General features: G+C 68.7%; 25 protein-coding genes. 10 read left to right on the forward strand and 15 right to left on the reverse strand.

The genetic code is table 11. From position 1 onward, the window contains the following. Nucleotides 1-474 (reverse strand): cyclic nucleotide-binding domain-containing protein (locus KUG38_RS00975; protein ID WP_216918641.1); only part of this gene is annotated, 474 nt, incomplete at its 3' end. A gap of 140 nt (nt 475-614) precedes the next feature. On the opposite strand from KUG38_RS00975, the gene KUG38_RS00980 reads away from it, so the two are divergent. Together KUG38_RS00980 and KUG38_RS00985 are read left to right on the forward strand one after the other, a co-directional pair. Next, a complete protein-coding gene (locus tag KUG38_RS00980) occupies nt 615-1,112 on the forward strand; it encodes a hypothetical protein (protein ID WP_216918642.1) in 498 nt (165 codons plus the stop codon). A gap of 38 nt (nt 1,113-1,150) precedes the next feature. Beyond that, nucleotides 1,151-1,735: a hypothetical protein gene (locus KUG38_RS00985; RefSeq protein ID WP_216918643.1), complete on the forward strand. Its 585-nt coding sequence runs from the start codon at nt 1,151-1,153 to the stop codon at nt 1,733-1,735. A 36-nt stretch (nt 1,736-1,771) separates the two neighbouring features. On the opposite strand, the gene KUG38_RS00990 is transcribed toward KUG38_RS00985, so the two are convergent. The 9 genes from KUG38_RS00990 to KUG38_RS01030 form a co-directional block, all read right to left on the reverse strand. Further along, nucleotides 1,772-2,377 (reverse strand): alpha/beta hydrolase, encoded by a 606-nt coding sequence (locus tag KUG38_RS00990; protein WP_216918644.1) that lies wholly within the window; start codon nt 2,375-2,377, stop codon nt 1,772-1,774. Nucleotides 2,378-2,441: 64 nt separating this feature from the next. Next, the gene (locus tag KUG38_RS00995; RefSeq protein WP_216918645.1) at nt 2,442-3,980 is read right to left on the reverse strand and encodes an alpha/beta hydrolase family protein; all 1,539 of its coding nucleotides are present in this window, start codon (nt 3,978-3,980) and stop codon (nt 2,442-2,444) included. 67 nt (nt 3,981-4,047) lie between these two features. Next, the gene (locus KUG38_RS01000) at nt 4,048-4,854 is read right to left on the reverse strand and encodes a nitrate ABC transporter ATP-binding protein (protein ID WP_216918646.1); all 807 of its coding nucleotides are present in this window, start codon (nt 4,852-4,854) and stop codon (nt 4,048-4,050) included. Between the two features lie 30 nt (nt 4,855-4,884). Further along, nucleotides 4,885-6,882, reverse strand: a complete 1,998-nt coding sequence (locus KUG38_RS01005) for an ABC transporter ATP-binding/substrate-binding protein (RefSeq protein WP_216918647.1) — start codon at nt 6,880-6,882, stop codon at nt 4,885-4,887. Between the two features lie 6 nt (nt 6,883-6,888). Next, nucleotides 6,889-7,038 (reverse strand): hypothetical protein, encoded by a 150-nt coding sequence (locus KUG38_RS01010; protein WP_216918648.1) that lies wholly within the window; start codon nt 7,036-7,038, stop codon nt 6,889-6,891. A gap of 13 nt (nt 7,039-7,051) precedes the next feature. Beyond that, on the reverse strand, nt 7,052-7,900 hold the full coding sequence (gene ntrB / locus KUG38_RS01015) for a nitrate ABC transporter permease (protein ID WP_216918649.1): 849 nt from the start codon (nt 7,898-7,900) through the stop codon (nt 7,052-7,054). 119 nt (nt 7,901-8,019) lie between these two features. Then, a complete protein-coding gene (locus KUG38_RS01020) occupies nt 8,020-9,360 on the reverse strand; it encodes a CmpA/NrtA family ABC transporter substrate-binding protein (RefSeq protein WP_216918650.1) in 1,341 nt (446 codons plus the stop codon). A 255-nt stretch (nt 9,361-9,615) separates the two neighbouring features. After that, on the reverse strand, nt 9,616-10,197 hold the full coding sequence (locus KUG38_RS01025; RefSeq protein ID WP_216918651.1) for a phosphate-starvation-inducible PsiE family protein: 582 nt from the start codon (nt 10,195-10,197) through the stop codon (nt 9,616-9,618). Further along, nucleotides 10,154-10,810 carry a Crp/Fnr family transcriptional regulator gene (locus tag KUG38_RS01030; protein WP_216918652.1) on the reverse strand — a complete coding sequence of 219 codons (657 nt, stop codon included), beginning with the start codon at nt 10,808-10,810 and terminating at the stop codon, nt 10,154-10,156. The genes KUG38_RS01025 and KUG38_RS01030 overlap by 44 nt, the downstream gene beginning before the upstream one ends. 209 nt (nt 10,811-11,019) lie before the next feature. On the opposite strand from KUG38_RS01030, the gene KUG38_RS01035 reads away from it, so the two are divergent. Continuing rightward, entirely contained in the window at nt 11,020-11,904 is an 885-nt protein-coding gene (locus tag KUG38_RS01035) for a DUF6671 family protein (protein ID WP_353617680.1), read from the forward strand. A gap of 294 nt (nt 11,905-12,198) precedes the next feature. Here the strand turns inward: KUG38_RS01035 and KUG38_RS01040 are convergent, their stop codons facing one another. Next, a complete protein-coding gene (locus KUG38_RS01040) occupies nt 12,199-12,618 on the reverse strand; it encodes a thiol-disulfide oxidoreductase DCC family protein (protein ID WP_216918653.1) in 420 nt (139 codons plus the stop codon). Between the two features lie 94 nt (nt 12,619-12,712). Between KUG38_RS01040 and KUG38_RS01045 the strand changes: the two genes are divergently transcribed. Continuing rightward, nucleotides 12,713-13,546 carry a lysophospholipid acyltransferase family protein gene (locus KUG38_RS01045; protein WP_216918654.1) on the forward strand — a complete coding sequence of 278 codons (834 nt, stop codon included), beginning with the start codon at nt 12,713-12,715 and terminating at the stop codon, nt 13,544-13,546. Here the strand turns inward: KUG38_RS01045 and KUG38_RS01050 are convergent. After that, a complete protein-coding gene (locus KUG38_RS01050) occupies nt 13,537-14,154 on the reverse strand; it encodes a hypothetical protein (protein WP_216918655.1) in 618 nt (205 codons plus the stop codon). The two genes, KUG38_RS01045 and KUG38_RS01050, sit on opposite strands and share 10 nt — an antisense overlap. A 153-nt stretch (nt 14,155-14,307) precedes the next feature. Here KUG38_RS01050 and KUG38_RS01055 point away from each other — a divergent pair, with 153 nt between their 5' ends. Continuing rightward, nucleotides 14,308-14,901 carry a MarC family protein gene (locus tag KUG38_RS01055; protein WP_158219475.1) on the forward strand — a complete coding sequence of 198 codons (594 nt, stop codon included), beginning with the start codon at nt 14,308-14,310 and terminating at the stop codon, nt 14,899-14,901. 26 nt (nt 14,902-14,927) lie between these two features. Here the strand turns inward: KUG38_RS01055 and KUG38_RS01060 are convergent, their stop codons facing one another. Then, nucleotides 14,928-15,485: a hypothetical protein gene (locus KUG38_RS01060; protein WP_216918656.1), complete on the reverse strand. Its 558-nt coding sequence runs from the start codon at nt 15,483-15,485 to the stop codon at nt 14,928-14,930. A gap of 234 nt (nt 15,486-15,719) precedes the next feature. Between KUG38_RS01060 and KUG38_RS01065 the strand changes: the two genes are divergently transcribed. From KUG38_RS01065 to KUG38_RS01085, 5 genes are all read left to right on the forward strand, one after another. Beyond that, nucleotides 15,720-15,911 (forward strand): hypothetical protein, encoded by a 192-nt coding sequence (locus tag KUG38_RS01065; RefSeq protein ID WP_216918657.1) that lies wholly within the window; start codon nt 15,720-15,722, stop codon nt 15,909-15,911. Nucleotides 15,912-16,159: 248 nt separating this feature from the next. Then, nucleotides 16,160-16,774: an esterase/lipase family protein gene (locus tag KUG38_RS01070; protein ID WP_216918658.1), complete on the forward strand. Its 615-nt coding sequence runs from the start codon at nt 16,160-16,162 to the stop codon at nt 16,772-16,774. A gap of 49 nt (nt 16,775-16,823) precedes the next feature. Further along, nucleotides 16,824-17,366 carry a methyltransferase family protein gene (locus KUG38_RS01075; RefSeq protein ID WP_216918659.1) on the forward strand — a complete coding sequence of 181 codons (543 nt, stop codon included), beginning with the start codon at nt 16,824-16,826 and terminating at the stop codon, nt 17,364-17,366. A gap of 57 nt (nt 17,367-17,423) precedes the next feature. Further along, nucleotides 17,424-18,161: a superoxide dismutase gene (locus KUG38_RS01080; RefSeq protein WP_286195486.1), complete on the forward strand. Its 738-nt coding sequence runs from the start codon at nt 17,424-17,426 to the stop codon at nt 18,159-18,161. Nucleotides 18,162-18,240: 79 nt separating this feature from the next. Further along, entirely contained in the window at nt 18,241-18,687 is a 447-nt protein-coding gene (locus tag KUG38_RS01085; protein WP_094584209.1) for a cupin domain-containing protein, read from the forward strand. A 21-nt stretch (nt 18,688-18,708) separates the two neighbouring features. Here the strand turns inward: KUG38_RS01085 and KUG38_RS01090 are convergent, their stop codons facing one another. Further along, nucleotides 18,709-18,924 (reverse strand): Nif11-like leader peptide family natural product precursor, encoded by a 216-nt coding sequence (locus tag KUG38_RS01090; protein WP_015108575.1) that lies wholly within the window; start codon nt 18,922-18,924, stop codon nt 18,709-18,711. 43 nt (nt 18,925-18,967) lie between these two features. Further along, nucleotides 18,968-21,712: a cation-translocating P-type ATPase gene (locus KUG38_RS01095; RefSeq protein WP_216918660.1), complete on the reverse strand. Its 2,745-nt coding sequence runs from the start codon at nt 21,710-21,712 to the stop codon at nt 18,968-18,970. Nucleotides 21,713-21,727: the final 15 nt, after the last annotated feature.

Consider the following 21,727-nt stretch of genomic DNA (forward strand, 5'->3'; position numbering starts at 1 on the left):
GCGGGTGGTGCCGATCAGCTCCCCGATGCGCTCATGGGTGAGGCGGAAGGGGAGGTCGCACCAGGGGCCGCAGCGGCGCCCCAGGCGGCGCACCAGCAGCGAAAGCAGGGCATGGAGCCGCTGCTCGGCGCTGCCGAGGTGGCGGATGCGCAGCAGCTGCAGGGTCCACTCGTTGACCGGATCGAAGCCATGGCCTTCGAGGGGCTCGGCATCGCTGCGGAAGCAGAGGGGCGTGAGGGCCTCGACGCAGACGCCCTCGCTGCAGAGGCGGTCGGTGCGCAGCTGGTCGCCTGGTTGGAGGAAGGCCAGGGTCATCCCCTCGGTCTCCTCGCAGGGGCAATAGACGCGGGCGATGCCGTCGAGGACCTCGAGGCAGGAGCCGCCGGGGCGGGGGGTGGGGTCAAGCAGAACCGTCTGACCGGCGGGCATGCGCACGGCACTGACGGGATCGTCGGGGAGGAAGCGGTAGCGCATCGGGCGAAGAGAGGGGCCTTATTGCGAATAGCTCTCAACCTAGACGCTCCACCGGCACTTTTGCAAGCGATTCTCAATAGCAGCTGGTGGTTGCGAGGTGGGGGTCACTAGCGTCGAGAGCTGCTTTCAGAGGCGCTGCCGTGATCCCCGATGCCCCATGGCTGCTCGAACGGGAACGCCGCTGCCGCCGGGAAGGTAGCGGCCTGACGACGGCGGACCTGGTCGGCTGCTGGCGACTGGAGCGGATCTGGAACAAGGGGAGCCGGGAGCCAGCCTCGGTGGCCGCCGTCTTGCTGCGGGGGCTGGCGGCCCGGCTGCGGCTGTCCGCGGACGGGGCCGGTCCGGAGGCTGGGGACCTGCGGCTGGCCAACAGCGTGCGCCTTGGTGTTCTGGAGCTTCGCTTCGAGGGTGTGGGCCGTCTGGAGGGCCGCCGCCCGCTGCTGGTCTTCAGCTTCGAGCGCCTGCTGCTGCTGCTGGGCGGGCGGGTGCTGATCGAGCGGACTCTGCCCCAGCCCGATCCGCTGCGCCGGCCCTTCTTCGCCCTGATCGCCGCCGAACGCTCGGGGTGGCTGGCGGCCCGGGGTCGCGGCGGCGGCCTCGCCCTGTGGCTCCACGAGGGGGACGAAGGACAAAAATGAGGCTAGGGTGAATGAAAATTGAATAAAAGGTTGGAACCATGGCTGAGTCTGCAACGGCCCTGCAGGACTGGTTGCTCCTGAGGGCGCAGGACGGCAGCACGGCGACCCTCCCGGACAACCTCTCGCGGGCCTTCCAGGCCAGCGACCTCAGCCTGTTGCCGGTGTTCGTGGCCCATGCCTGGCAGGAGCACCTCCTGGAGGAGGCGGACCGCGGACGGCGCCAAGCCACCGAGGCCCAGCAGCAGGATCGCGCGGCCGCCTTCCATGCCGAGCTCGGCCTCGATGCCCAGGCCGACGGCGACCTGGCCCTGCAGCTGGGCCGGGAGGTGGATCGTGGCCTCCGCGCCTGCCGCTGCGAGCTTCACCTCACGGCCCAGTCGATGCCGGATGGTCTGCGCTGGTTTCGCCTGGAGATCAGGGACAGCCCCGCCGACCCCGGGGGGCACCAGGAGACGGTCCAGGTCCTGCCCGTCGCCGGTGAATCCCAGGCCCGGGCCATCCGCACCGCCATCCATGCGGTACTGGAGGAACGCGGTTGGCAGGCCAGCGCCGAGCCGGGGCTGTTCCACCTCGAGGGTCCCCAGCTGGCGGCCCTGGTGGCGATTCTGAAGCGGCCGGCCTGAGCCCCGGCTTGCCGGCCCGGACCGGGGATGGCGCTGTCAGGGGCTGGCCGGCGGGCCGGGTTCCTGCATCCGCTCGAGGTTGGAGCCGAGGTCGGATTCGAGAAACTCCTTCACCACATGGCCCATGCCGCTGAGCCCCGCCAGGGCCGATTGCAGGGCCGGCAGGTTGATGGCGACCTCCTCGTTGGGGTAGGCCCGCAGGAATCCCACCGCCGAGAGCGTTCCCGAGCCGGACTCGATCCCCAGGATCGTGGCCGACCGCAGCGCCACCATGCCCACCTGCGGCGCCCTCAGCGGATAGAGGATGCCGGACAGCCGCTCCAGAGCACTCTCGCCGAAGCGGGTGCTGAGCAGCCGGGTGGTCAGCGCCAGCGGCAGCGTCACCCGGTGGTTCAGCAGCCTGCCGACCTCGGCGGGGTCCTTGCCGCCCAGCCGCAGGGCATCCCCCAGCAGGCCCACGGCCTCACCGGTCCGGGCCAGCCGTTCCAGGTCGGCGACGGGGATCGAACGGCGAAACGCTCCGCTGACGAAGACCACCTGCTCGGCGGCCTCGGCCGCCGGCCCGGCCAGGATCAGCAGGGCCGCCAAGCCGGTGGCGCCCCAGGCGTGGGCCGTTGAGGGCAGGGAAGGCAGGGGGGGCATCGATCGGGTGGCCGGATCCTTGGGTGCCCGATCAAGTGTGGGTCAGACGACGGGCACCGGCGCTTCAGGGGTTCCAACTCGCCAGCCGGTCGGTCACGTCGACCAGGGTGAGGCCGTCACCCCCCCAGCCACCCGTGGGCAGCAGGGCCGGGGCTCCGGGCCCGGGGGCGACGGCGGGGCCGGCGGCGAAGGCTCCGTTCACCCAGGCCAGCAGCAGCCCCCGCAGGGGCCCGCCGCCCCGGTCATAGGGGGAGCCCATGTTGAAGTGATCACCGCCGCCCGCCAGGACCAGTCGATGGCCGTTGTTCCCCAGGCGGGCGACCCGGGCCATCGGAGCGATGGCTTCGGGACCGGGGGGCACCACCCAGTCACGGCTGCCGCTCACCAGCAGCACCCGGCCCTGGAAGACCGGGCTGGCTCCGGTCTCGAACAGGAGCGACATCGGCGGACTCACCGCCACGGCAGCCTTCACCCGCGGGTCGGCCAGGGCGGCCTGGTCGATGGCGCCCAGGAAGCTGCACTGCAACACCCAGCTCAGGTTGCGCTGGGGATCCTGCAGATCGCCGCAGCGTTTCTGCAGCTGCTGGGAGGTGGGTCGGGCGCCCGCCAGCTGCAGGGCCGTGGTGGCGCCCCAGGACTGGCCCAGCACCACCACCGAACCGGTGTCCAGTCCGCTCGGAAGACCCAGCTTTCCGGCGGCCGCCGCATCGATCAGGGCGGAGATGTCGAGGGGGCGCAGGCGCAGCTCCGCTGGACCGGGCGGTGGCACCTTGCCGGAGAGCATGGCCTGCTGCTGGGTGCGATCACTGCCGGGGTGGCGGGGCAGCAGCACCGTGTAGCCGTGGCTGGCCAGATGCCGTCCCCAGCCCTCGAAGCTTTCGGGCCCATCCCAGAGGCCATGGGAGATGGCCACCAGCCGGCCTGACGCCTGGTGGGTGGGTCGGATCACCACCACCTCCAGGGGCTGGGGCCGGTAGGCCACCCGCAGGGACAGGGTGTCGCGACGCACGGGCAGGGGGCCCGGATTCTGCAGGGCGGGGGTCACCGTCGCCGCAGTCTCCCCCTCCAGCAGACGGTGGGCCGCCAGCAGCTGGGCGTTCATCCGCTGGAGCAGGAACAGGCCCTTGCCCACATCGACGCTGGCGGTCCGGCCCGGCACGGCCAGGAGCACCCCCAGCATCGTCAGGGGGCCCCGGCCGGCGGCCTGGTCCAGCACCTTCAGCACCGTGTCGCTCGACACGTCGGCCGGCAGACCATCGACCCCCCCGAGGGAGGAGAGCAGCAGCAGGGCCTGCTGGGCCAGGGGCGAGGGAACGACCTGGCGGGCCACGTCCAGGGCCTGCAGGGGCAGGGGGGCGTTGAACAGATCCACCAGGGAGCGTCCGATGGCGCCCCTGGTGGCCTGGTTGAGTTCGGCCAGATCACTGTTGCCGGCGAGCAGGGCCCTGGGATCCTTCAGTTCCGCCAGCCGGATCGAGAACGTGGTCTCGACCAGGGGCAGCTTCAGCTCGATCGTCTCGAGGGCCCGGGCCGGTGGTGCAGCGGCCAGGGCCGCGGCCAGGGCCAGACCCAGGCCGGCCAGGGACGGAGATGTCCGCAGCACCAGAGCAACTCCGCTTATGGGGGCGCATCCTGGCAGAAACGATCGGCCCTGACCCGCCCCGTGGGCCTCATTCCACGTCGTCGTGGGCGAAGCGGTTGTAGAGGAAGTCGAGGGCGGTGTTGCGCAGCTCGTAGTACTTCGGATCCTCCATGATGTCCTCCCGATTACGGGGCCGGGGGAAGTCGATGGTCATCACTTCGCCGATGGAGGCAGCCGGGCCATTGGTCATCATCACCAGCCGATCGGCGAGGAAGAGGGCCTCATCGATGTCGTGGGTGATCATCAGCACGGTGCACTTCTGGGTGTTCCAGATCTGCAGCAGCTCCTCCTGCAGCTCCTCCTTGGTGATCGCATCGAGGGCCCCGAAGGGTTCATCGAGGATCAGGACTTCCGGACGGATGGCCAGGGCGCGGGCGATCGCCACCCGCTGCTTCATGCCACCGGAGAGCTGGGTGATGCGCTTCTCGGCCGCCTTGTCGAGACCCACCATCGCCAGGTGCTCCATGGCGATGTCGCGCTTTTCCCTGTCGGGCATCTTCGGCTTGACCGAATCGATGGCCAGGTAGACGTTCTCGTAGGCCGTCATCCAGGGCAGGAGCGCATAGCCCTGGAAGACGACCATGCGATCGGGGCCTGGTTTTTCGATCGGTACTCCGTTGAGCAGCACCTGGCCGGAGGTGGGCATGGAAAAGCCCGAGACCATGTTCAGCAGGGTGGATTTGCCGCAGCCGGAGTGGCCGATGACGCAGACGAATTCCCCCTGCTGCACCTGGAGGTTGATGTTCTCCAGCACCGGGTAGGGGCCGGTGGGAGTGGGATAGACCTTGCCCAGCGCGTCGAAGCGCAGCAGGGGCTGGGTGGCAGTGGTTGTCATGGAAGGGTGATGGCGGACGGATGGGGACGCTCAGGCGCGGAGCAGACGGGGCTGGCCGATGGGGATTTCGGCGATGCTGAAATCGCGGTGCAGGGACACCTCGTTGAGGTAGCCGATCGGGTCTTCGGGGTTGAAGGGACGGCCGTCGAACAGCTCGATCCCCTGGCGCTGGTAGCTCACGTCCTCCAGGCCCAGCTCCCGGGCGGCCGTGCTGAAGACGCCGACGGCGCAGATCCGCTCCAGGATCTCCACGTAGTTGCGCGGGAAGGGGATCTCGGCCCAGCGGGCCAGCTGGGTGAGGATCCAGAGGTGCTCGGTGCGGCTGGGCCGGTTGAGGCCGGCACCGAAGAACAGGTGGTGGGGCTCGCCGTGGGGAGCGAAGGGACCGGTCTCGCCGGGCTGGCCGCTGAAGCGGATCAGATCCGCCTTCATGCCGAGGTAGCGCCGGTCGCTGAGCAGCTCGCTCATCTCCGCCCAGTGGGCGGGGTCGGCGCAGTAGCGGCAGGCCTCCAGCAGGGCCTTGGTGAGAGCGATGTGGGTGTTGGGATAGGCCAGGGCCCAGTCCTCGCGGGCGCCGAGCACCTTGCCGGGGTGCCCCGACCAGATCTCCAGATCGCCCACGATCGGCACGCCGTGCCCGCTGCTGGCGGCCCGGAAGTTCCAGGGTTCGCCGATGCAGTAGCCGTCGATGGAGCCGTCCTTGAGGTCCGCCAGCATCTGGGCGGGGGGCAGGGTCTGCAGGTGGACGTCCTTGTCGGGATCGATGCCGTTGGCCGCCAGCCAGTAGCGCAGCAGCAGGTTGTGCATCGAGGCGGGGTGGACGATGCCGATGCGGTGGGGTTCCCGCTCGTGGCTTCCCAGCCAGGCGCGGTAGTCCTCCACGGTGTTCACCCCCTGTTCCGCCAGCCTCTTGGCGAGGGTCACCTCGTTGCCGTTGCGGCTGATGGTGAGGGCGGAAACGATCGGCAGCGGATCGGCGCCGTGGCCGCCGGCTGTCATCCAGGTGGGCATGCCCGAGGGCATCATCGCGGCATCGAGGGTGTTGTCGACCAGGCCGTCGACCACACCGCGCCAGCTGGTTTCCCGCACCAGGTGCACGTCATCGAGGCCGTGCTTGGTGAAGAACCCCTTGGCCTCGGCCACCGCCAGCGGCGCACAGGCGGCCAGGGGGATGAAGCCCAGGTCGAGATTCACCTTCTCGAGGCCGTGGCGGGCCAGCACCTTGTGGGGCCGGGCCTGCCACTGCTTCACCCGCTTCTGGCGGTTGAGGAAATAGATGATCTCCGAGCGCAGGCTGTAGTAGCTGGGGTGGTGCACCACCGTGAGGCGCGCCCGGGGCCGGGGGATGTCGACCTCAAGGATGCCGCCGATCTTCGATCCCGGTCCGTTGGTGAGCATCACGATCCGGTCGGAGAGCAGCACGGCCTCGTCCACGTCGTGGGTGACCATCACCGCGGTGAGCTCGTGCTCGTTGCAGATCTGCATCAGCTTTTCCTGCAGGTTGCCCCGTGTCAGCGCATCAAGGGCGCCGAAGGGTTCATCGAGCAGGAGCAGCTTGGGCTTGATGGCCAGGGCCCGGGCGATGGACACCCGCTGGCGCATGCCACCGGAGAGCTGGCCTGGGAGTTTGGTCGCGGCCGGGGTCAGCCCCACCATCTCCAGATGCTCTTCGATCACGGCATCCTTGTCGGCCTTGGACAGATCAGGCATCACCTCATCGACCGCCAGGGCGATGTTCTGGCGGACGGTGAGCCAGGGCAGCAGGGAATAGTTCTGGAACACGACCATCTTGTCGGGCCCGGGGCGCTTCACCGTTTCCCCCTCAAGGAGCACGGTGCCTCCGGTGGGGAGATCCAGGCCCGCGATCATGTTCAGCAGGGTGGACTTGCCGCAGCCGGAGTGGCCGATCAGGGAGATGAATTCCCCCTTGCGGATTTCGAGATCAATCCCCTTCAGGGCGAGGTAATTGCCCCCACCGCTGAGGGGAAAGTTCTTTTCGATGTTCTGGACATCAACGAGTGCTGTCATGACGGATCACTGTCGGGTGAGAAAGAAGAAACTGAAGGCCAGGACCATGGCCGTCATCAGCAGGATGCGGGCCAGCAGAAATCGGATCACGTTCCGCTTGTCGCTCATCCAGGCTTCAAGGGTTCCGGAGGCCTGGAGGGTGGGGAAAAGATTCATGGATCTGCCTGAATTACTGACCAGCGGAAATGCGGGACTGGAGCCAGACCATCAGACGGTCAAGAATCAGGCCGATGGCCCCGATCCAGATCACACCCAGCACAATCTCACCCACATAGTTCTGCTGATAGGCATCCCAGATGAAGAAACCGATGCCAACGGTTCCAGGCATGACGATTTCGGCCGCGATGATCGCCAGCCAGGCCAGACCGATGGAGATGCGCAGGCCGGTGAAGATGTAGGGAAGGGCCGACGGGATCAGCACCTTGGAGAAGAAACGACCCTTCGACATCTGCAGCACCAGGGCCACGTTGCGGTAATCCTGCGGGATCTGGCGCACGCCTTCGGCGGTGTTGATCAGAATCGGCCAGACCGCGGTGATGAAGATCACGAAGATGGCGGCGGGCTGGTTCTTCTGGAACACCACCAGGGCGATCGGCACCCAGGCCAGGGGGGCCACCATGCGCAGGAACTGGAACAGGGGGTCAAAGGCGCGGTTGATCGACGGCTTCAGACCCACCGTGATGCCCACGGCGATGCCCACGAGGGCGGCGATGGTGTAGCCCTGGGCCACCCGGCCCAGGCTGGCGAAGGTCTGCCAGAAGAGCCCCTTGTCGAGGCCCCCATTATCGAAGAAGGGATAGAAGATCAGGTTGCGGGTGCGCTCTTCCGTGAACAGGCTGGAGGGTGAGGGCAGACGCGTGACGCCGAAAGCGGACGTGAGTTGCCAAATCAGCAGGAAGCCGCCGATGCCCAGCATCGGTGGCAACCAGTTGCCCTTGTTGCGCAGCAGCCAGGTGAGAGGGTTGAGGCCTTTGGACTTGCGGGGTGTCGCAGGTCCGTCGTTGGGGGTGGAAACCATGGAAACGTTCTCCTGGAAGGGAAGGAAAGATGGGATCGATCGATTCGAAGGACTGGACCGGGGATGGTGGGGGGCGGATCCATGCACGCCCGCCACCATCGGGTTCCCGGCCCTGAAGATCAGCGCTTGATCTTCACGCTGTCGAGGTAGGCCTTGGGATTCTCCGGGTCATAGACGACTCCGTCGAAGAAGGTCTCCTTGCCACGGCTGGACGTGGTGGGAATGTCGCTGGCGGGGAGACCCAGTTCCTGGGCCGCCTGACGCCAGAGATCCTCCCGGGTGACCTTGTCGTTGATGGCCTTGGCCTGCTCGACGCTGTTGATGGTTTCGGGGTAGAACTTCCAGCGCATTGACTCCAGCAGGAACCACAGGGTCAGGCTCTTGTAGGGATAGGAGATAACCCCGCGATCGCTGTTCCAGTACAGGGGACCCATCTTGGGATCGGTCTCCGGTGTCGCCGTGGTGCCGGGCTTGTAGCCACCCTTGAGGGCACGTTCAAGAACGGGTTGGGGGATGTTGTACCACTTCCGTGACGCAAGGATCTTGGCGGCCTCGGCTTTGTTTTCTGGCTTGTCGAGCCACTGCTGAGCTTCGATCACCCCTTTGATGAGGGCGATGGTCGCCTTGGGATGCTTGTCCACCCAGTCGGAACGGATGGCCAGGAACTCTTCGGGGTGCACCGGCCAGATTGAGGCGGTGGTGGTGGCCAGGTAGCCGATCTTGTCATCGACGACGCGGGTCGGCCAGGGATCGCCGGTGCTGAACAGCTCCATGGTCCCGTTGCGCAGCCCCTGCACCGTTTCGGTGGCGGGGACGGTCAGCAGTTCGACTTCCTTGTCAGGATCAATGCCACCGGCGGCCAGCCAGTAACGGATCCAGAACTCCTGGTTGGCCTTGGGAAAGGTGTAGGCGGCCCGGAACTTGCGCCCCTCCTTCTGAGAGAAGCTCTTGAAGAACGGGACGGCCGGCTTCAGATCCGTGCCGAGGTTGGCGTCTTTGATGCTGGTGGACGCGGCGATGCCGTTGCCCTGGCTCATCAACATGGCGAGGATGTACATCGGCACCTTTTTGCCATCCGTGATCGCCCCTTCGGTGATCATCTGGGGCATGGGCAGCTGCCACATCCCACCTTCAATGCCGCCGCCACCTGTCCCGAGCACCACGTTGTCTCTGGCCGCGGGCCAGCTGGCCTGTTTGGTGAGGTTGACCTCTAAACCGTGCTTGGCGAAGAATCCCTTCTCAAGGGCAATGACGAGAGGGGCACCCTCAAGGATGGGGATGAAGCCGAGGCTGACGGTCTTGACCTCCAGATCGGTATTGCCGGCGGCAGGTGCCTGGGTGGTGGGGGCCGAGCCGCCAGCGTCTGTGCTGGTGGGCGGGTTGCCCAGGCAACCGGCGAGAACGATGGTGGAGGTGAGGGCTCCACCGACTAGGGCGAGGAAACGACGTCGCTTGACCATGGTGATGGGATTTGGGAAAGGGGGGGGAGAAGACGGAGGCTCAGCAAAAGAAAGAGGCTGTCATGGCGACAGTCTCATGAGGAGAAAACGGATTGACTGAGTTGAAATCGAAAGCTGTAATCAGCGAAGCTGCATGTTCGAGTCGGTGGATGGATTCGAGAGCTTTAGATGGTCCCCTGTTTGGGGTCCGGCAAGAATAGTGGCTGGATCAGATGGGTGGGTAGGAAGTTCAAGCAGGCTTGCCAATCTGTTCGATCAGACAGCCTGATCAATCGCGGACTTGCTCGTTGCGAATGATGGAGCGGCCAGGGAATTGCTGCCCTCACCGTGTTCCTGGACCTGCCGCATCCGTGCCGACACCTGGGCTTCCGGGTCGACGCCGGCGAAGGTCGGCGGCAGCCACACCCTCACCACCATCAGCAGGGCCATGGTCATCAGGAACAGGCAGACGGCCAGGATCTGTTGCCAGTCCGTCTCCAGCACACCCCGCACGATCACTTCCCGGAGCACCGAGACGATGGCGATTTCCACCGCCACCCCGATCGACACCCGTTGCTCCTGCAGGTAGATGATCAGCAGGCGGAACAGTTCCACCAGGATCAGGATGAAGAGAATGTCGGCCGTGACCTCGTGAAACTCCGAGGCGGAGAAGAGGGTCGAGAAGGTTCGCTTCAGCTGCAGCACCATCACGCCGAACAGTCCCAGGCAGAGGGAAATGGCGATCAGATCCTGGACGGCCTCGAGGGACTGGACGATCTGGCTGCGGCGGAGCTGCTGATGCCAGGGAATGGCGTCATGGGGTGCTGAAACCGGCGTTCCGGTGGGCGGGTGGTTCATGGCGAAGGGTTTTCGGGAACGGGAAGGGGGCCACGGGAAGGGGGTCTGGGTTGTCGCTGGGGGTCTGGGGGCTGGCGGCGCGAGGGACGAGCAGATCGGCCTCGCTGACCTTGACGACCTGGCCCTTGCTGCGGAAGCGGGTCAGGGATTTGGTCACGGTCACCCTGGTCATGCCGGCGATGTCGGCGAGCTGGCGGTGGGTCAGGTTCATGTCCTCCAGCGAGAGGGTGGTGCCGCTGGTGCTGACCCGGCCGAAACGGGCGCCGATCCAGTGCAGCAGGCGCAGCAGTCGGGAGTCGGCGGGTCGGACCCGGTGGATCTGCAGCAGCTGGGTGGTCTGGGTGAACAGATCCCGCATGAATTCCAATGTTTCGCTTTCGCTGGGTTCCCACTCGACCACCACCACCCGGGTGAGGGTGATGAGCTCGTACGGGGTCACCCCGCAACCGGTGGGGGTGATCAGTTCGCCGGGCCCCCAGATGCCGAGGGTGATGGATTCACCCTCTTCATTCCAGGTGTTGGCCCGGATGTAGCCATCGTCGATGCGCCAGCTCAGGTCAGCCGGCAGATGATCATCGGCCCGAAGGGTCAGGCGCAGTGGTCGGGCGGGCATGGCGAGGGTCATGTCACGGCGGATGGCATGGCGGACAGCTCCGGCGGGCGGCGTTGGAGGCTGCGGAAGAGAGGAGATGGTGTTGTGTTTTTTGAGGTGCCCGAAGCACCAGGGAGGACCTGGTGTTGGAGTCCGGGAACATTAATGACTGGATTCGGCTGATGGGTGCTATCTCAACGCAGGATTGCCAATCCAGCCGATAAGCCCCGGTGATCGGATTGCCCCCCTTCGCCTCTCGCACCCCGGCGGTTTTTGCCGGGCGCCCGGTCAGCCTGGCCACCCGTCATGGCAAGGAGCGTGTGCTGGCCAGGCCCTTCCGCCATGGCCTTGACCTCAGCCTGGTCCTGGCCAGCGGCTTTGACACCGATCAGCTCGGCACCTTCAGCGGCGAACGGCCCCGTCCCGCCGACGCCCTCGAGACCTGCCGGCGCAAGGCGGAGGCCGGCATGGACGACACGGGTCTGGATCTGGGGCTGGCCAGCGAGGGCAGCTTCGGGCCCCACCCCGCCCTCCCCTGGCTGACGGTGGGCACCGAGTGGCTGACCCTCGTGGACCGCCGGGACGGTTGGCTGATCGCCGAGAGCCTGGTGGCGCCGCGCACCAATTTCGACCGGCGGCGGGTGACGCCGGGGGATGACATCCAGGACTGGCTGGCTCGGGTGGGCTTTCCTTCCCATGGCCTGATCGCCCGTCCCCTTGGCGGCGGTGCCGACGCCCCTTTGCTCAAGGGCCTGCATACGCAAGCCGCCCTTGCGGGGGCTCTGAGCCGCTGTGCCCGGGCCTCGAGCGATGGGTCGGTCTGGTTGGAGACCGACATGCGCGCCCACTGCAACCCGACCCGCCGGGCCGCGATCCGGGCCCTGGCCTTCCGCCTGGTGCGGCGGATCGCCCGTCCCTGCCCAGCCTGTGGCGCCCCTGGCTGGGGCCCGTGCGATGGCCGCGTCGGCCTTCCCTGTGCCTGGTGCGGCCAGCCGACCGAGCGCCTCAGGGCCGAGGTGTGGGGGTGCGTGGCCTGCGGCCACCGGGAGGAGAAGCCGCGTCCGGATGGGCGGCGCACGGCGGATCCTGGTGATTGCCCGAACTGCAACCCCTGAAGGAACGGCACCGGCGGAGCCGCGGATAGGACGGTAGAGCGCCGAACAACAGCGTCGATTCTGATCCAGGGGTGTCGCGTCTGGTTGTAGCGGCTACCGGCAAAGGTGTCCCTCCGTCTACATCCAAAACAAAAGAAACCTAGGTTTGGCTTTCTCCTGGAATCCGGTTCCGGTGGAGGTCAGGACATGGCCCCCACCGGAATTTTTTTCTGGAAGGATTGGTTGCCGGAACCGTTGAAACCCCCAAGGCCCGAAGCTTGACGTCATGCAAACAGGATGGCCGCTTCAGCGATCTCACCTTGGTGCGGCTTCTCTTGCCGCGTCCGTCCCGCAGCGGTCGCGGCAGAGCACTTCCAGGGACGGCCGGCCGGTGATGGCCAGGCGCCAGCGCGCCCAGAGTCCGTACAGGGCATCCACCAGGGGCCGCAGCAGGGGCCAGCGGGTGGGGGCGTAGAGCCAGCCCAGACCCACCAGTCCATAGGCCTGGCGGAACACCTCCACATCCCGGATCACCTCGCCGTCGTTGCGCAGGGCGTGCATGCGGCCCATGGCCTCGGCGTAGGTGATGCCGCCGTGGCGGGCCGGGTCGTAGGCGGGATCGTTCACGTCGACGAAGGCCAGCCGGCCCACCCCCTGGTCGCGGCGGCGCAGGGTATGCACCTCCCGCAGGCACAGGGGGCAGCCGCCATCGAACAGCAGGGTGAGCTCGGCCATGGGGCTCCAGACGCCTGGTGAGCCTAGAAAGAGCAGCCACCGCCCCGGTGGCGCCCCTCCGGTGGCCAGACTCCAGCCCGCTCCCCTCTCCCCCATGTCCGTCTGCCGCCAGACCGCGCTGCGTCGCTGGCAACGCCGGGATCCGCAGTTGATCCAGCGGCTGATGCCGTTCTGGGGCTGGTTCTACGCGCATTACTTCCGCGTCGTCTCCGATGGCTGGGAGCACATCCCCGACGCCGATCCGCTGTTGTTCGTGGGCAGCCACAACGGCGGCCTGGCGGCCCCCGACATGCACATGGTCATGTACGACTGGTTCCGCCGCTTCGGCCTGGAGCGTCCGGTGCTGGGGCTGGCGCACCCGAAGGTCTGGTTGGGCTACCCGCCGCTGGCGGATCTGGCCGCCCGCACCGGCGCCATCCCCTATCACCCCCGCCTGGCCCTGGCGGCCCTGGAGGAGGGGAACAGCCTGCTGGTGTATCCCGGCGGCGGGCAGGACACCTTCCGGCCCCACCGGGACCGGGGCCGCATCCACTTCGCCGGCCGCACCGGCTTCCTGCGCCTGGCGATCTGGCATGACCTGCCGATCGTCCCGGTGATCTCCTGGGGGGCCCACGACACCCTGGTGGTGCTGGAGGACTTCTACCCCCAGTTCCGGGCGCTGCACGAACGGGGGATGCCCTGGCTGTTCGGCATCGATCCCGAGGTGATGCCCCTCTACCTGGGTCTTCCCTGGGGCCTGGCCCTGGGGCCGCTGCTCAACCTGCCCCTGCCGGTGCGGATCCACACGCGGGTGTGCCCGCCGATCCGCCTGGAGCGCAGCGGCCACGCCGCCAGCCGCGACCGGGCCTATGTGCAGGCCTGCTACCGGCGGGTGACGGCCACCATGCAGGAGTCCCTGGACCGGCTGGCTGTCGAGGCTCAGCGGTAACGGGAGGGCGACACATAGGACTGGGAGGGAATCGACTGCGGCCCGGTGCCGTTGCCGAGCCGCTGCGGCAGGCCGTCCCGCTGGCGTTGCAGTTCCGCCAGGGAACGGGTTTCGCCCATGGCCAGGCCGGTCAGCACCGCCAGCTCCTGCTTCAGCTGGTTGGCGGGTCTGGGATTCACGAAGCGGAAGTTGAGCGTCGTCTTGTCGCCGCCGCTGTCGTAGCCCACCACCGTGAAGTAGAGGTCCGCCGTCTTGCCGGCCTTGGAGCCGGCGAGGGCCCCGCCCACCATCCCTCCCACCAGGCCGATCGGGCCCAGCAGCAGGCCACCGGCGATGGCCCCGGCGGTGCCGCCACCCACGGCTCCCACCGTGCCGTTGGTGCTGTCATAGGTCTCCTGCCCGCCCGCGTACCAGCGGGCGATGCGGCCAATGGGGATGAAGCTCCTCCTGTCTCCGATGCCGTTGGCGTCGAGGTTGATGGTGCAGGGGTTGTTGCCGCAGAGGGCCTGATAGGTGGTGGCCATCGCCGGTGCGGGAAGCAGCAGGGCCAGGAGCAAGGGAGAGGCCTGGCAGGCTCGCCGTCGAAGCCGGGCTCGCGTGACGGTCATGGGTCGAGCGTGGAGGGTCGTGCCAGTCAATCGACGCTCGCCGACGGCGCAATGGGGCCGGGACCACGGGGTGATGACCGGATGTGTCCGGCGTGGCGGCGCCCCCGGGGCTCCGATGATGGTCATCGCTCTGCCGGTGTCCCCGGGGCCCGCATGTCCCTGATCAACACGGCCGTCGGTCTGCTGGCGATCAGTTCGCCGATCGGTCTGCTGCCGGTGGTGGTGGAGGCCGGAGGGGGCAACCCCGTGCGGATCCGCCGGATCAGTCGCCTGGCGGTGCTCACCTTTCTGTGTGCCCTGATCGCCGCCTGCTGGTGGGGCCAGGGCCTGCTCGACCTGTTCGGCATCACCCTGGACGCCTTCCGGGTGGCCGGGGGTCTGATTCTGCTGCCGATCGGCCTGCGCCTGATCGATGGCCGGGAGGTGAGTCACGGTTCCCTCGACGGCACCGAGGACAGTGCCGGCGTGGTGCCGATCGGCCTGCCGCTGTTGGCGGGTCCGGGGGCCATCTCCCTGGTGGTGGCCGATGCCCCCGCCGCCTGGCAGGGCAGGCTCGCCCTCAGCGGTGTGATCGGCCTGCTGGCGATCCTCATCTATCTGTTGCTGATCGCCTCGATGCCCCTGCGCCAGGCCTTGGGGGAACTGCAGGAGAAGGTGATCAGCCGCCTGATGGGTCTGTTGCTGAGCGCCATCGCCGTCCAGATGCTCGTCAGTGGCCTCAGGGGCTGCTTTCCGGTGCTGGCCTGAGGGCCGCGGCGTCCCCCCCGGGCTGCTCAGAGATAACCGAGCCTTGGTGGCGTCGGCGGCCCCTCGAACGGGTCAATGGCCAGCTCCCGATCCAGCAAGGTGAGGATGTCCTGGATCACGGCAGGCCGGGTGGCCACCCAGAGGAAACCCTCCAGGGGAGCCGCCGCAACCGGGTCCCACAGGCAGAACTGGGGGTGCTGCCGGTACATGCGGGTGGCCAGGGGCACCAGGAAGCGGGTCTTGGGGAACTGGTCCTCCCCGTGATCGAAGGTGAGGACGATGGCGAATTCCAGCTCGCCCTTCGGGGTGTAGCGGTCGATCCGGGTCTCCCCGTCCGATCCGGGAAAGGGGGAGAGCCGGTACTCGACGTAGCGGCGATGGAAGGGGTTTCTCTGCTCCTTCCAGGTCCTCGCTTCCACCCCCAGCTCCGTCGCCAGCTCGGTGAGCAGCAGATAGGAATGGGTGCGGAGGGTCTCGTGGAGCTCGTCGGTCCTGTTGCTCTGAAGCCGCCAGCGCTGGGCCAGCGCCTCATAGCGGTTCATCTGGGGCAGGTCCTGGGGGGTGGGTCCCGTGGGGCCAGTCACCGATGCTCTCCTCACTTTCTCAGTTTATCGACGGTCGGTGTGGGGGCCAGGGGGTGGCCGTGCTGCCACCGGCGAGGCCCGAGCCCCGGGAGCTTCACCTCCCGAAAGGCCTGTCTGCGGCGGTTTTCCTGGTGCCTCAGCCCGATCGCGGCAGGGCTGCAGCAGCACCGCTGCGCTGGCCATGGCCATGAGCGATAACTTGGTGTACTCTTAAAGGGCAGTGAAACGACGGCCATGGATCCTGTGAGCCCGGTAGCCCAGCTGGCAGTTGCCGCCATCAGCGGTGCAGCCTTCCTGATTTCGATGGTCGTGATCCCCTTCCCCGAGTCGAAGGCCGATTCCTCGGCGGGCATCACCCCGACCTCCCAGACGAGCGCCAGCATGCTTCGCACCCTCGAGGTCTCCACCCCTCCCCTGGCCAAGTAAGCCTCAGGCAACAACCGCTCCGCTGGTCCGTCACGGCCACCGTCGAGCAGCCTGCAATTCCAAGGCCAGACCAACTCACAGAGTTCACCCAGCCATCCGGCAACGGATTTCCTGCAAAAGATTCCCCACGGACCGATCAGCCGCGAGACCCGACGCCGGCCCGCTGATCGACAGTCCATGGTCCGGATCCCCTTCAAGACTTTTCTCTGGTCGCGACTCAGGATGGTCGGGCGCCGTCCGCCGCTGCCATGCCCTCCGGCCCTGAGCCTTCCCACGGCCCCCCGCTGGTCCTGGTGCATGGCCTGTTCGACACACCCCGGGTCTTCGACCGACTCGATCGCCGGCTGGCCGACAGGCGCCAGCCCCTGCTGAAGCCGGCCCTGCCGCTCCCCTTGCGTGCCGCCGCGATCGAGACCTCGGCCGAGCGGCTCGCCGCCACGATCGAGGCGGCCTTCGGGAGCGCGACGCCGGTCGACATCCTGGGCTTCTCCATGGGCGGGGTCATCGCCCGCACCTGGATCCAGCGGATGGGCGGCCATGACCGCACCCGCCGCTTCATCAGCCTCGGCAGCCCCCAGCAGGGGACCCTGACGGCCCAGCCCTGGCCCCGCAGGCCGCTGGCCGGCATCGCCGACCTCAAGGTGGGCAGCCCGTTGCTGCGGGAACTCAATGCCGACCTCAGCCTGTTGCAGGGGATTGACTGCCGGAGCTACGCCACGGTCTTCGATCTGATGGTGGTGCCGGGCTGGCGGGCGGTCCTGCCGATCGGGCCGCGGCGGATGCTGCCGGTCTGGACCCACCAGCAGCTGTTGCGCCACCCGGCGGCCCTGGATCCCCTGGTGGCGGATCTGCTGCGCCCCTGAGCCGTCTCCGGGCCCAGCATGGGGGTGGACGCCGATCCGCGAGGTCACGATGCCGAACGCCCTGGCCGCAAGGCTCACCGCCTGGGGGTTCTCCTGGGCGGGCCTGCGGGACAACCGCCGCGGTGAGTGGTGGCTGATCGCCCAGATGGCCCTGATCGTGGCCCATCTGCTGCCGGCCACCCCCTCCCCCGCTTCCCTGGGTCTGGCCTGGCCGCTGCCGCTGCGTCTCGGGGGGCTGGCCCTGTTCAGCCTCGGGCTGGTGCTGGCCGGCCAGGGGGCCCTGAACCTGGGCGCCAGCCTCAGCCCCCTGCCGGAGCCCATGGCCGACGTCCCCCTGGTGACCACCGGGGCCTACGGCCGCTGCCGCCACCCGCTCTATCAGGCCCTGATCCTCTGCTCCCTGGGCGTCACCGTGGCCCTGGGCAGCCTGCTGCATCTCGGCCTGATGCTGGGGCTGGTTGTCGTGCTCGGCTTCAAGGCCCGCCGCGAGGAGGCCCGCCTGGTGCTGCTCCATCCGGATTACGCCGCCTACCGCCAGGCGACCGCCGCGATCCTTCCCGGGCTGCCCTGGCTGGACTGGCGTTCCGCCTGAGCCGCTGCCGCCGACCGGTGGAGCGGTTAGAACCGATCCCACTGCCCTGTCCGGTCCATGAACCTGCTTCCGTTGCTTCGGGTTCTGAGGGCCTGCGGCCTGGCCGCCCTGATGGCTCTGGCGGTGTGCGTGGCCGACCCGGCGCCGGCGTTGGCCGCCTTTGTGCTGCCGCCGCTGACCTACCCGGTCGATGCCCTGGCTCCGGCGATCGCGCCCACCACGATGACGATCCACCACGACCGCCATCACGCCGCCTACGTGGCCAACCTCAATGCCCGGATCGCTGACCACCCCGAGCTGGAGGGGATGGCGCTGGAGGATCTGCAGGGCCGGATGTCGCGCTACCCGGCCGCCGTGCGCAACAACGGCGGCGGTCACTACAACCATTCCCTCTTCTGGCAGGTGATGGCGCCCCCGGGCCAGGGCGGTGCCCCTTCGGCGGAACTGGGGGCGGCGATCACCGCCTCCTTCGGCTCGCCCGAAGCCCTGCAGCAGCGCTTCGCCCGGGCGGCGGCCGACCGCTTCGGTTCGGGATGGGCCTGGCTGATCCGGCGACCCGACGGCAGCCTGGCGATCACCAGCACCGCTAACCAGGACAACCCGCTGATGGATCTGCCGGGCATCGAGCGTGGGGTGCCCCTGCTGGGTCTGGATGTCTGGGAGCACGCCTACTACCTCGACTACCAGAACCGCCGGCCGGACTACATCGCCGCCTGGTGGTCGCTGGTGAACTGGAACGAGGTGAACCGGCGCTTCGCCGATGGCGGTGCGGCGACAACCGCGCGTGAATCCTGACACCTCCCGTTGTCGGTAGCTGATACGACGACCGCCCGGGAAAACGGTCGCGAAAGTTAACGATATTGCCGTGACCACCATGGCCCTGTCCCGAACCGGCCTGTCCGGAACTGCCCTGTCCCGAACCGTCGAGCTCGTCCCCGTCCAGCGCACGCTCCACGGGGATGCCCTCTTCTCCGCGCCCCGCACCAGCGACGAGACCCTCATCGCCGAGATCGCCAGGGGCGACGCCTTCGAGCTCTTCTGCCACCGCTTCCAGACCGATCAGCTGCTGGTGCTGCGGGGGGCGATCGATCTGGTAGTGCTCCAGAACCGCCAGCTGCGCCGCATCCCCCTGCGGGAGGACGAGGCCACCTGGGTCTGCATTCCCCCCGGGGTGCCCCATGGCGCCATCAACCGGGGCCGGATCCCCGCCCTTCTCGTCAATGCCGTGCTCCGTCACGGACCCAGTGACCCGAGGGATTATGAGCCCCATCCGGTGCCGCCCAGGTTCCGCAGCCAGTGGCGCCGGCTGGCGGTCGCCTGACCGCCGGCGCCGGCCGACCCCTCAGTTGTATTCCCCGGGGATGTCCTGCTTGGTCACCGTGACCCGACCGACCTTCTTCCCCGACAGGCGCAGCAGCTCATCGCCCGAGAAGTCGAAGCCCCTGCCGGCGGCGATCTGGGCGACGTCGTCGGCGGTGGCGGCGGCCAGCACCTCGGCGCGCAGGGCCTGGTCGTCCTGCATGCGGGCCAGGAAGGAACGGGCCTGATCGAGGCTCATGCGCCGGTGGGGGTGGCGTGGCCGTCCAGCATGGCGCAGGCCGCTAACGGCTCCAAAGCTTCTCCAGCTCCAGGTAGGTGACGAACAGCAGGCTGACGCCCCCGCAGGCCCCCAGCTCGATGGCCGTCAGCGGGGTGACGCCGAAGAAATGGGCCAGCGGCGCCACGTAGAGGAGCATCAGCTGCAGGGCGGCGCTGGCCAGCACCGCCCCCAGCAGCCAGGGGTTCGCCGCCGGAGCGGAGCGCCACAGGGCCCGATCGCTGCCGGCGGAGAGGGCATGGCCCAGCTGGGCCAGACAGAGGGTGGTGAAAGCCATCGTCTGCCAGGGCCGTCCCAGCCGGGCGGCCACCACCATCAACGCCACCACCAGGGCACCGAAGACCAGTCCGATGCGCAGGATGGCGCTGCCCAGACCCCGGGCGAAGATCGATTCGCCGGGCTCGATCGGCGGCTGGCGCATCAGATCCTCGGCGGGCGGGCCCAGGGCGAGGGCCAGGGCCGGCAGTCCGTCGGTCACCAGGTTGATCCAGAGGATCTGCAGGGGGGTGAGGGCCAGCCCGAGCAGCGGGGCCGAGCCGATGGTGATCAGTTCCCCCAGGTTGCAGCCGAGGATGAAGCGCACGAAGCGGCGGATGTTGGCGTACACCTGCCGGCCCTCCTCCACGGCATTGACGATCGAGGCGAAGTTGTCGTCGAGCAGCACCACGTCGGCCGCCTCCCGGCTCACGTCCGAGCCGCTGATGCCCATGGCCACACCGACGTGGGCCTGGCGCAGGGCCGGGGCATCGTTGACCCCGTCCCCGGTCATGGCCACCACCGCCCCCGTGGCCTGGAGCGCCCGCACGATGCGGAGCTTCTGCTCCGGCACCACCCGGGCGAAGAGGCTGGTCCGTCGCACCAGCGCTTCGAGCGCCGCCGCGTCGAGGCCCTCCAGCTCCGGGCCCTGAACGATCGGGCTTCCCGGTTCCGCCAGGCCGATGGCCTCGCTGATCGAGCGCGCCGTGAGCGGATGGTCGCCGGTGACCATCACCGGCCGGATGCCGGCCCCACGGCAGCGGGCCACAGCAGCGGGCACTTCCGGCCGGGGCGGATCGTGCTGGGCCATCAGGCCCAGCAGCACCAGGCCCTCCAGCCCGGCCTCCGGGCCCCGATCCCGGGGGGCAGCGGCGAAGGCCAGCAGCCGCAGCCCCGAGGCCGCCACTCCGCGGGCCTGGGCCAGCCACCAGTCCCGCTGGGCCTCGCTGAGGGGCCCCACCCCCGCGCCGTCCAGCCAGCGGTCGCAGCGGTGCAGGATCGCCTCGGGAGCCCCCTTGGCGATCAGCAGCAGGGAGCCCCCGGCGGGGTTCCGGTCCATGTCTGGGGGGGCCAGCGGTGCCATCAGGCGGCCGTCGGCGTCCCTCAGCCACACCGCCATCATCCGCTGCTCCGAGCAGAAGGGCATCTCGTGGGCACGGCAGTGCCGCGCCCGCAGGTTGGTGGCTTCCAGGCCCGCAAGGGCGGCGATTTCCAGCAGCGCCACTTCGGTGGGATCGCCCATTCCCCCCCGCTTCTGGGGCTCGGCGTCGTTGCACAACACCCCGGCCTGCAGCAGCAGGTCGAGGTGGCCGGGGATGAGCCCGGCCACGGCCCCCGGCGGCGGTGCCAGCTCGGTGGTCAGGAAGCCATGGCCGCTGCCGTCGGCCCCCCGGCCGCCCTGGTGCTCCCCGTCGGGGTGCAGGGCCTGGGTGCCGCAGCGGAGCTCCGTCACCACCTGCCGGTTCTGGGTCAGGGTGCCGGTCTTGTCGGTGCAGATGACGGTGATGGCCCCGAGCGCCTCCACGGCCGGCAGGTGGCGGACCAGGGCGGCGCGACGCACCATCCGCTGGGTGCCGATGGCCAGGCTCACCGTGATCACCGCCGGCAGCCCTTCCGGCACGATCGCCACCGCGGTGGAGAGGGCCAGCTCCAGCAGGGCCAGGGGAGCGCCGCCGAGCAGCCAGCCCCCCAGCACCACCGCCACCACGAGCCCCAGGGCCCAGGCCACCAGCTGGCGGGACAGGTCCGCCAGCCGTTTCTGCAGGGGCGTCGGCTCCGGGCGGGCGGCGTGGATCAGCGTGGTGATGCCTCCGAGCACGGTGGCCATGCCCGTGGCGGTCACGACCGCCAGCCCCCGTCCCCGCCCCACGTCGGTGCCGAGAAAGAGGTAGTTGCTGCGCTCCACCAACGGCGTGTCCGCTGCCAGGGGCGGCTCGGGGCGCTTGCTGACCAGATCGGCCTCGCCGGTGAGGGCCGACTCCTGCAGCCCCAGGTCACTGGCCTCCAGCAGCCGGGCGTCGGCGGGCACCCGATCACCGCTCTCGAGGCGGATCAGGTCCCCCGGCACCAGCTGGTCACCGGGGAGGCGCTGCCAGCATCCGTCGCGGCGGACGCGCGCCAGGGGCTGGGCGAGGTCCAGCAGGCTGCGCAGGGCCAGCAGTGCCCGGCTCTCCTGCAGGTAACCGAGCAGGGCGGTGAGCCCCACGATCAGCAGGATCGCGATCGCATCCTTGGGGACGGCGTGGTCCACCACGGCCAGCCCGGCGGAGACTGCCGCCACCCCCAGCAGCAGGAGCAGCATCACGTTGCTGAACTGATCCAGCAGGATCCGCCAGCGGCCCGGCCCCGGCGGCAGATGGAGCCGGTTGGGGCCCGTGGTGGCCAGGCGCTCGGCCGCGGCGGCCCCGCCCAGACCCTCCGGGCCGACCCCCAGCCGGCGCAGGCAATCCGACCCGGACAGGGCCTGCCAGTCCGTGGCCTCGGGAAGGATCATGGCCAGCCACCCTGT

The organism is Synechococcus sp. CCAP 1479/9 (assembly GCF_019038535.1).
GTDB lineage: Bacteria > Cyanobacteriota > Cyanobacteriia > PCC-6307 > Cyanobiaceae > Cyanobium.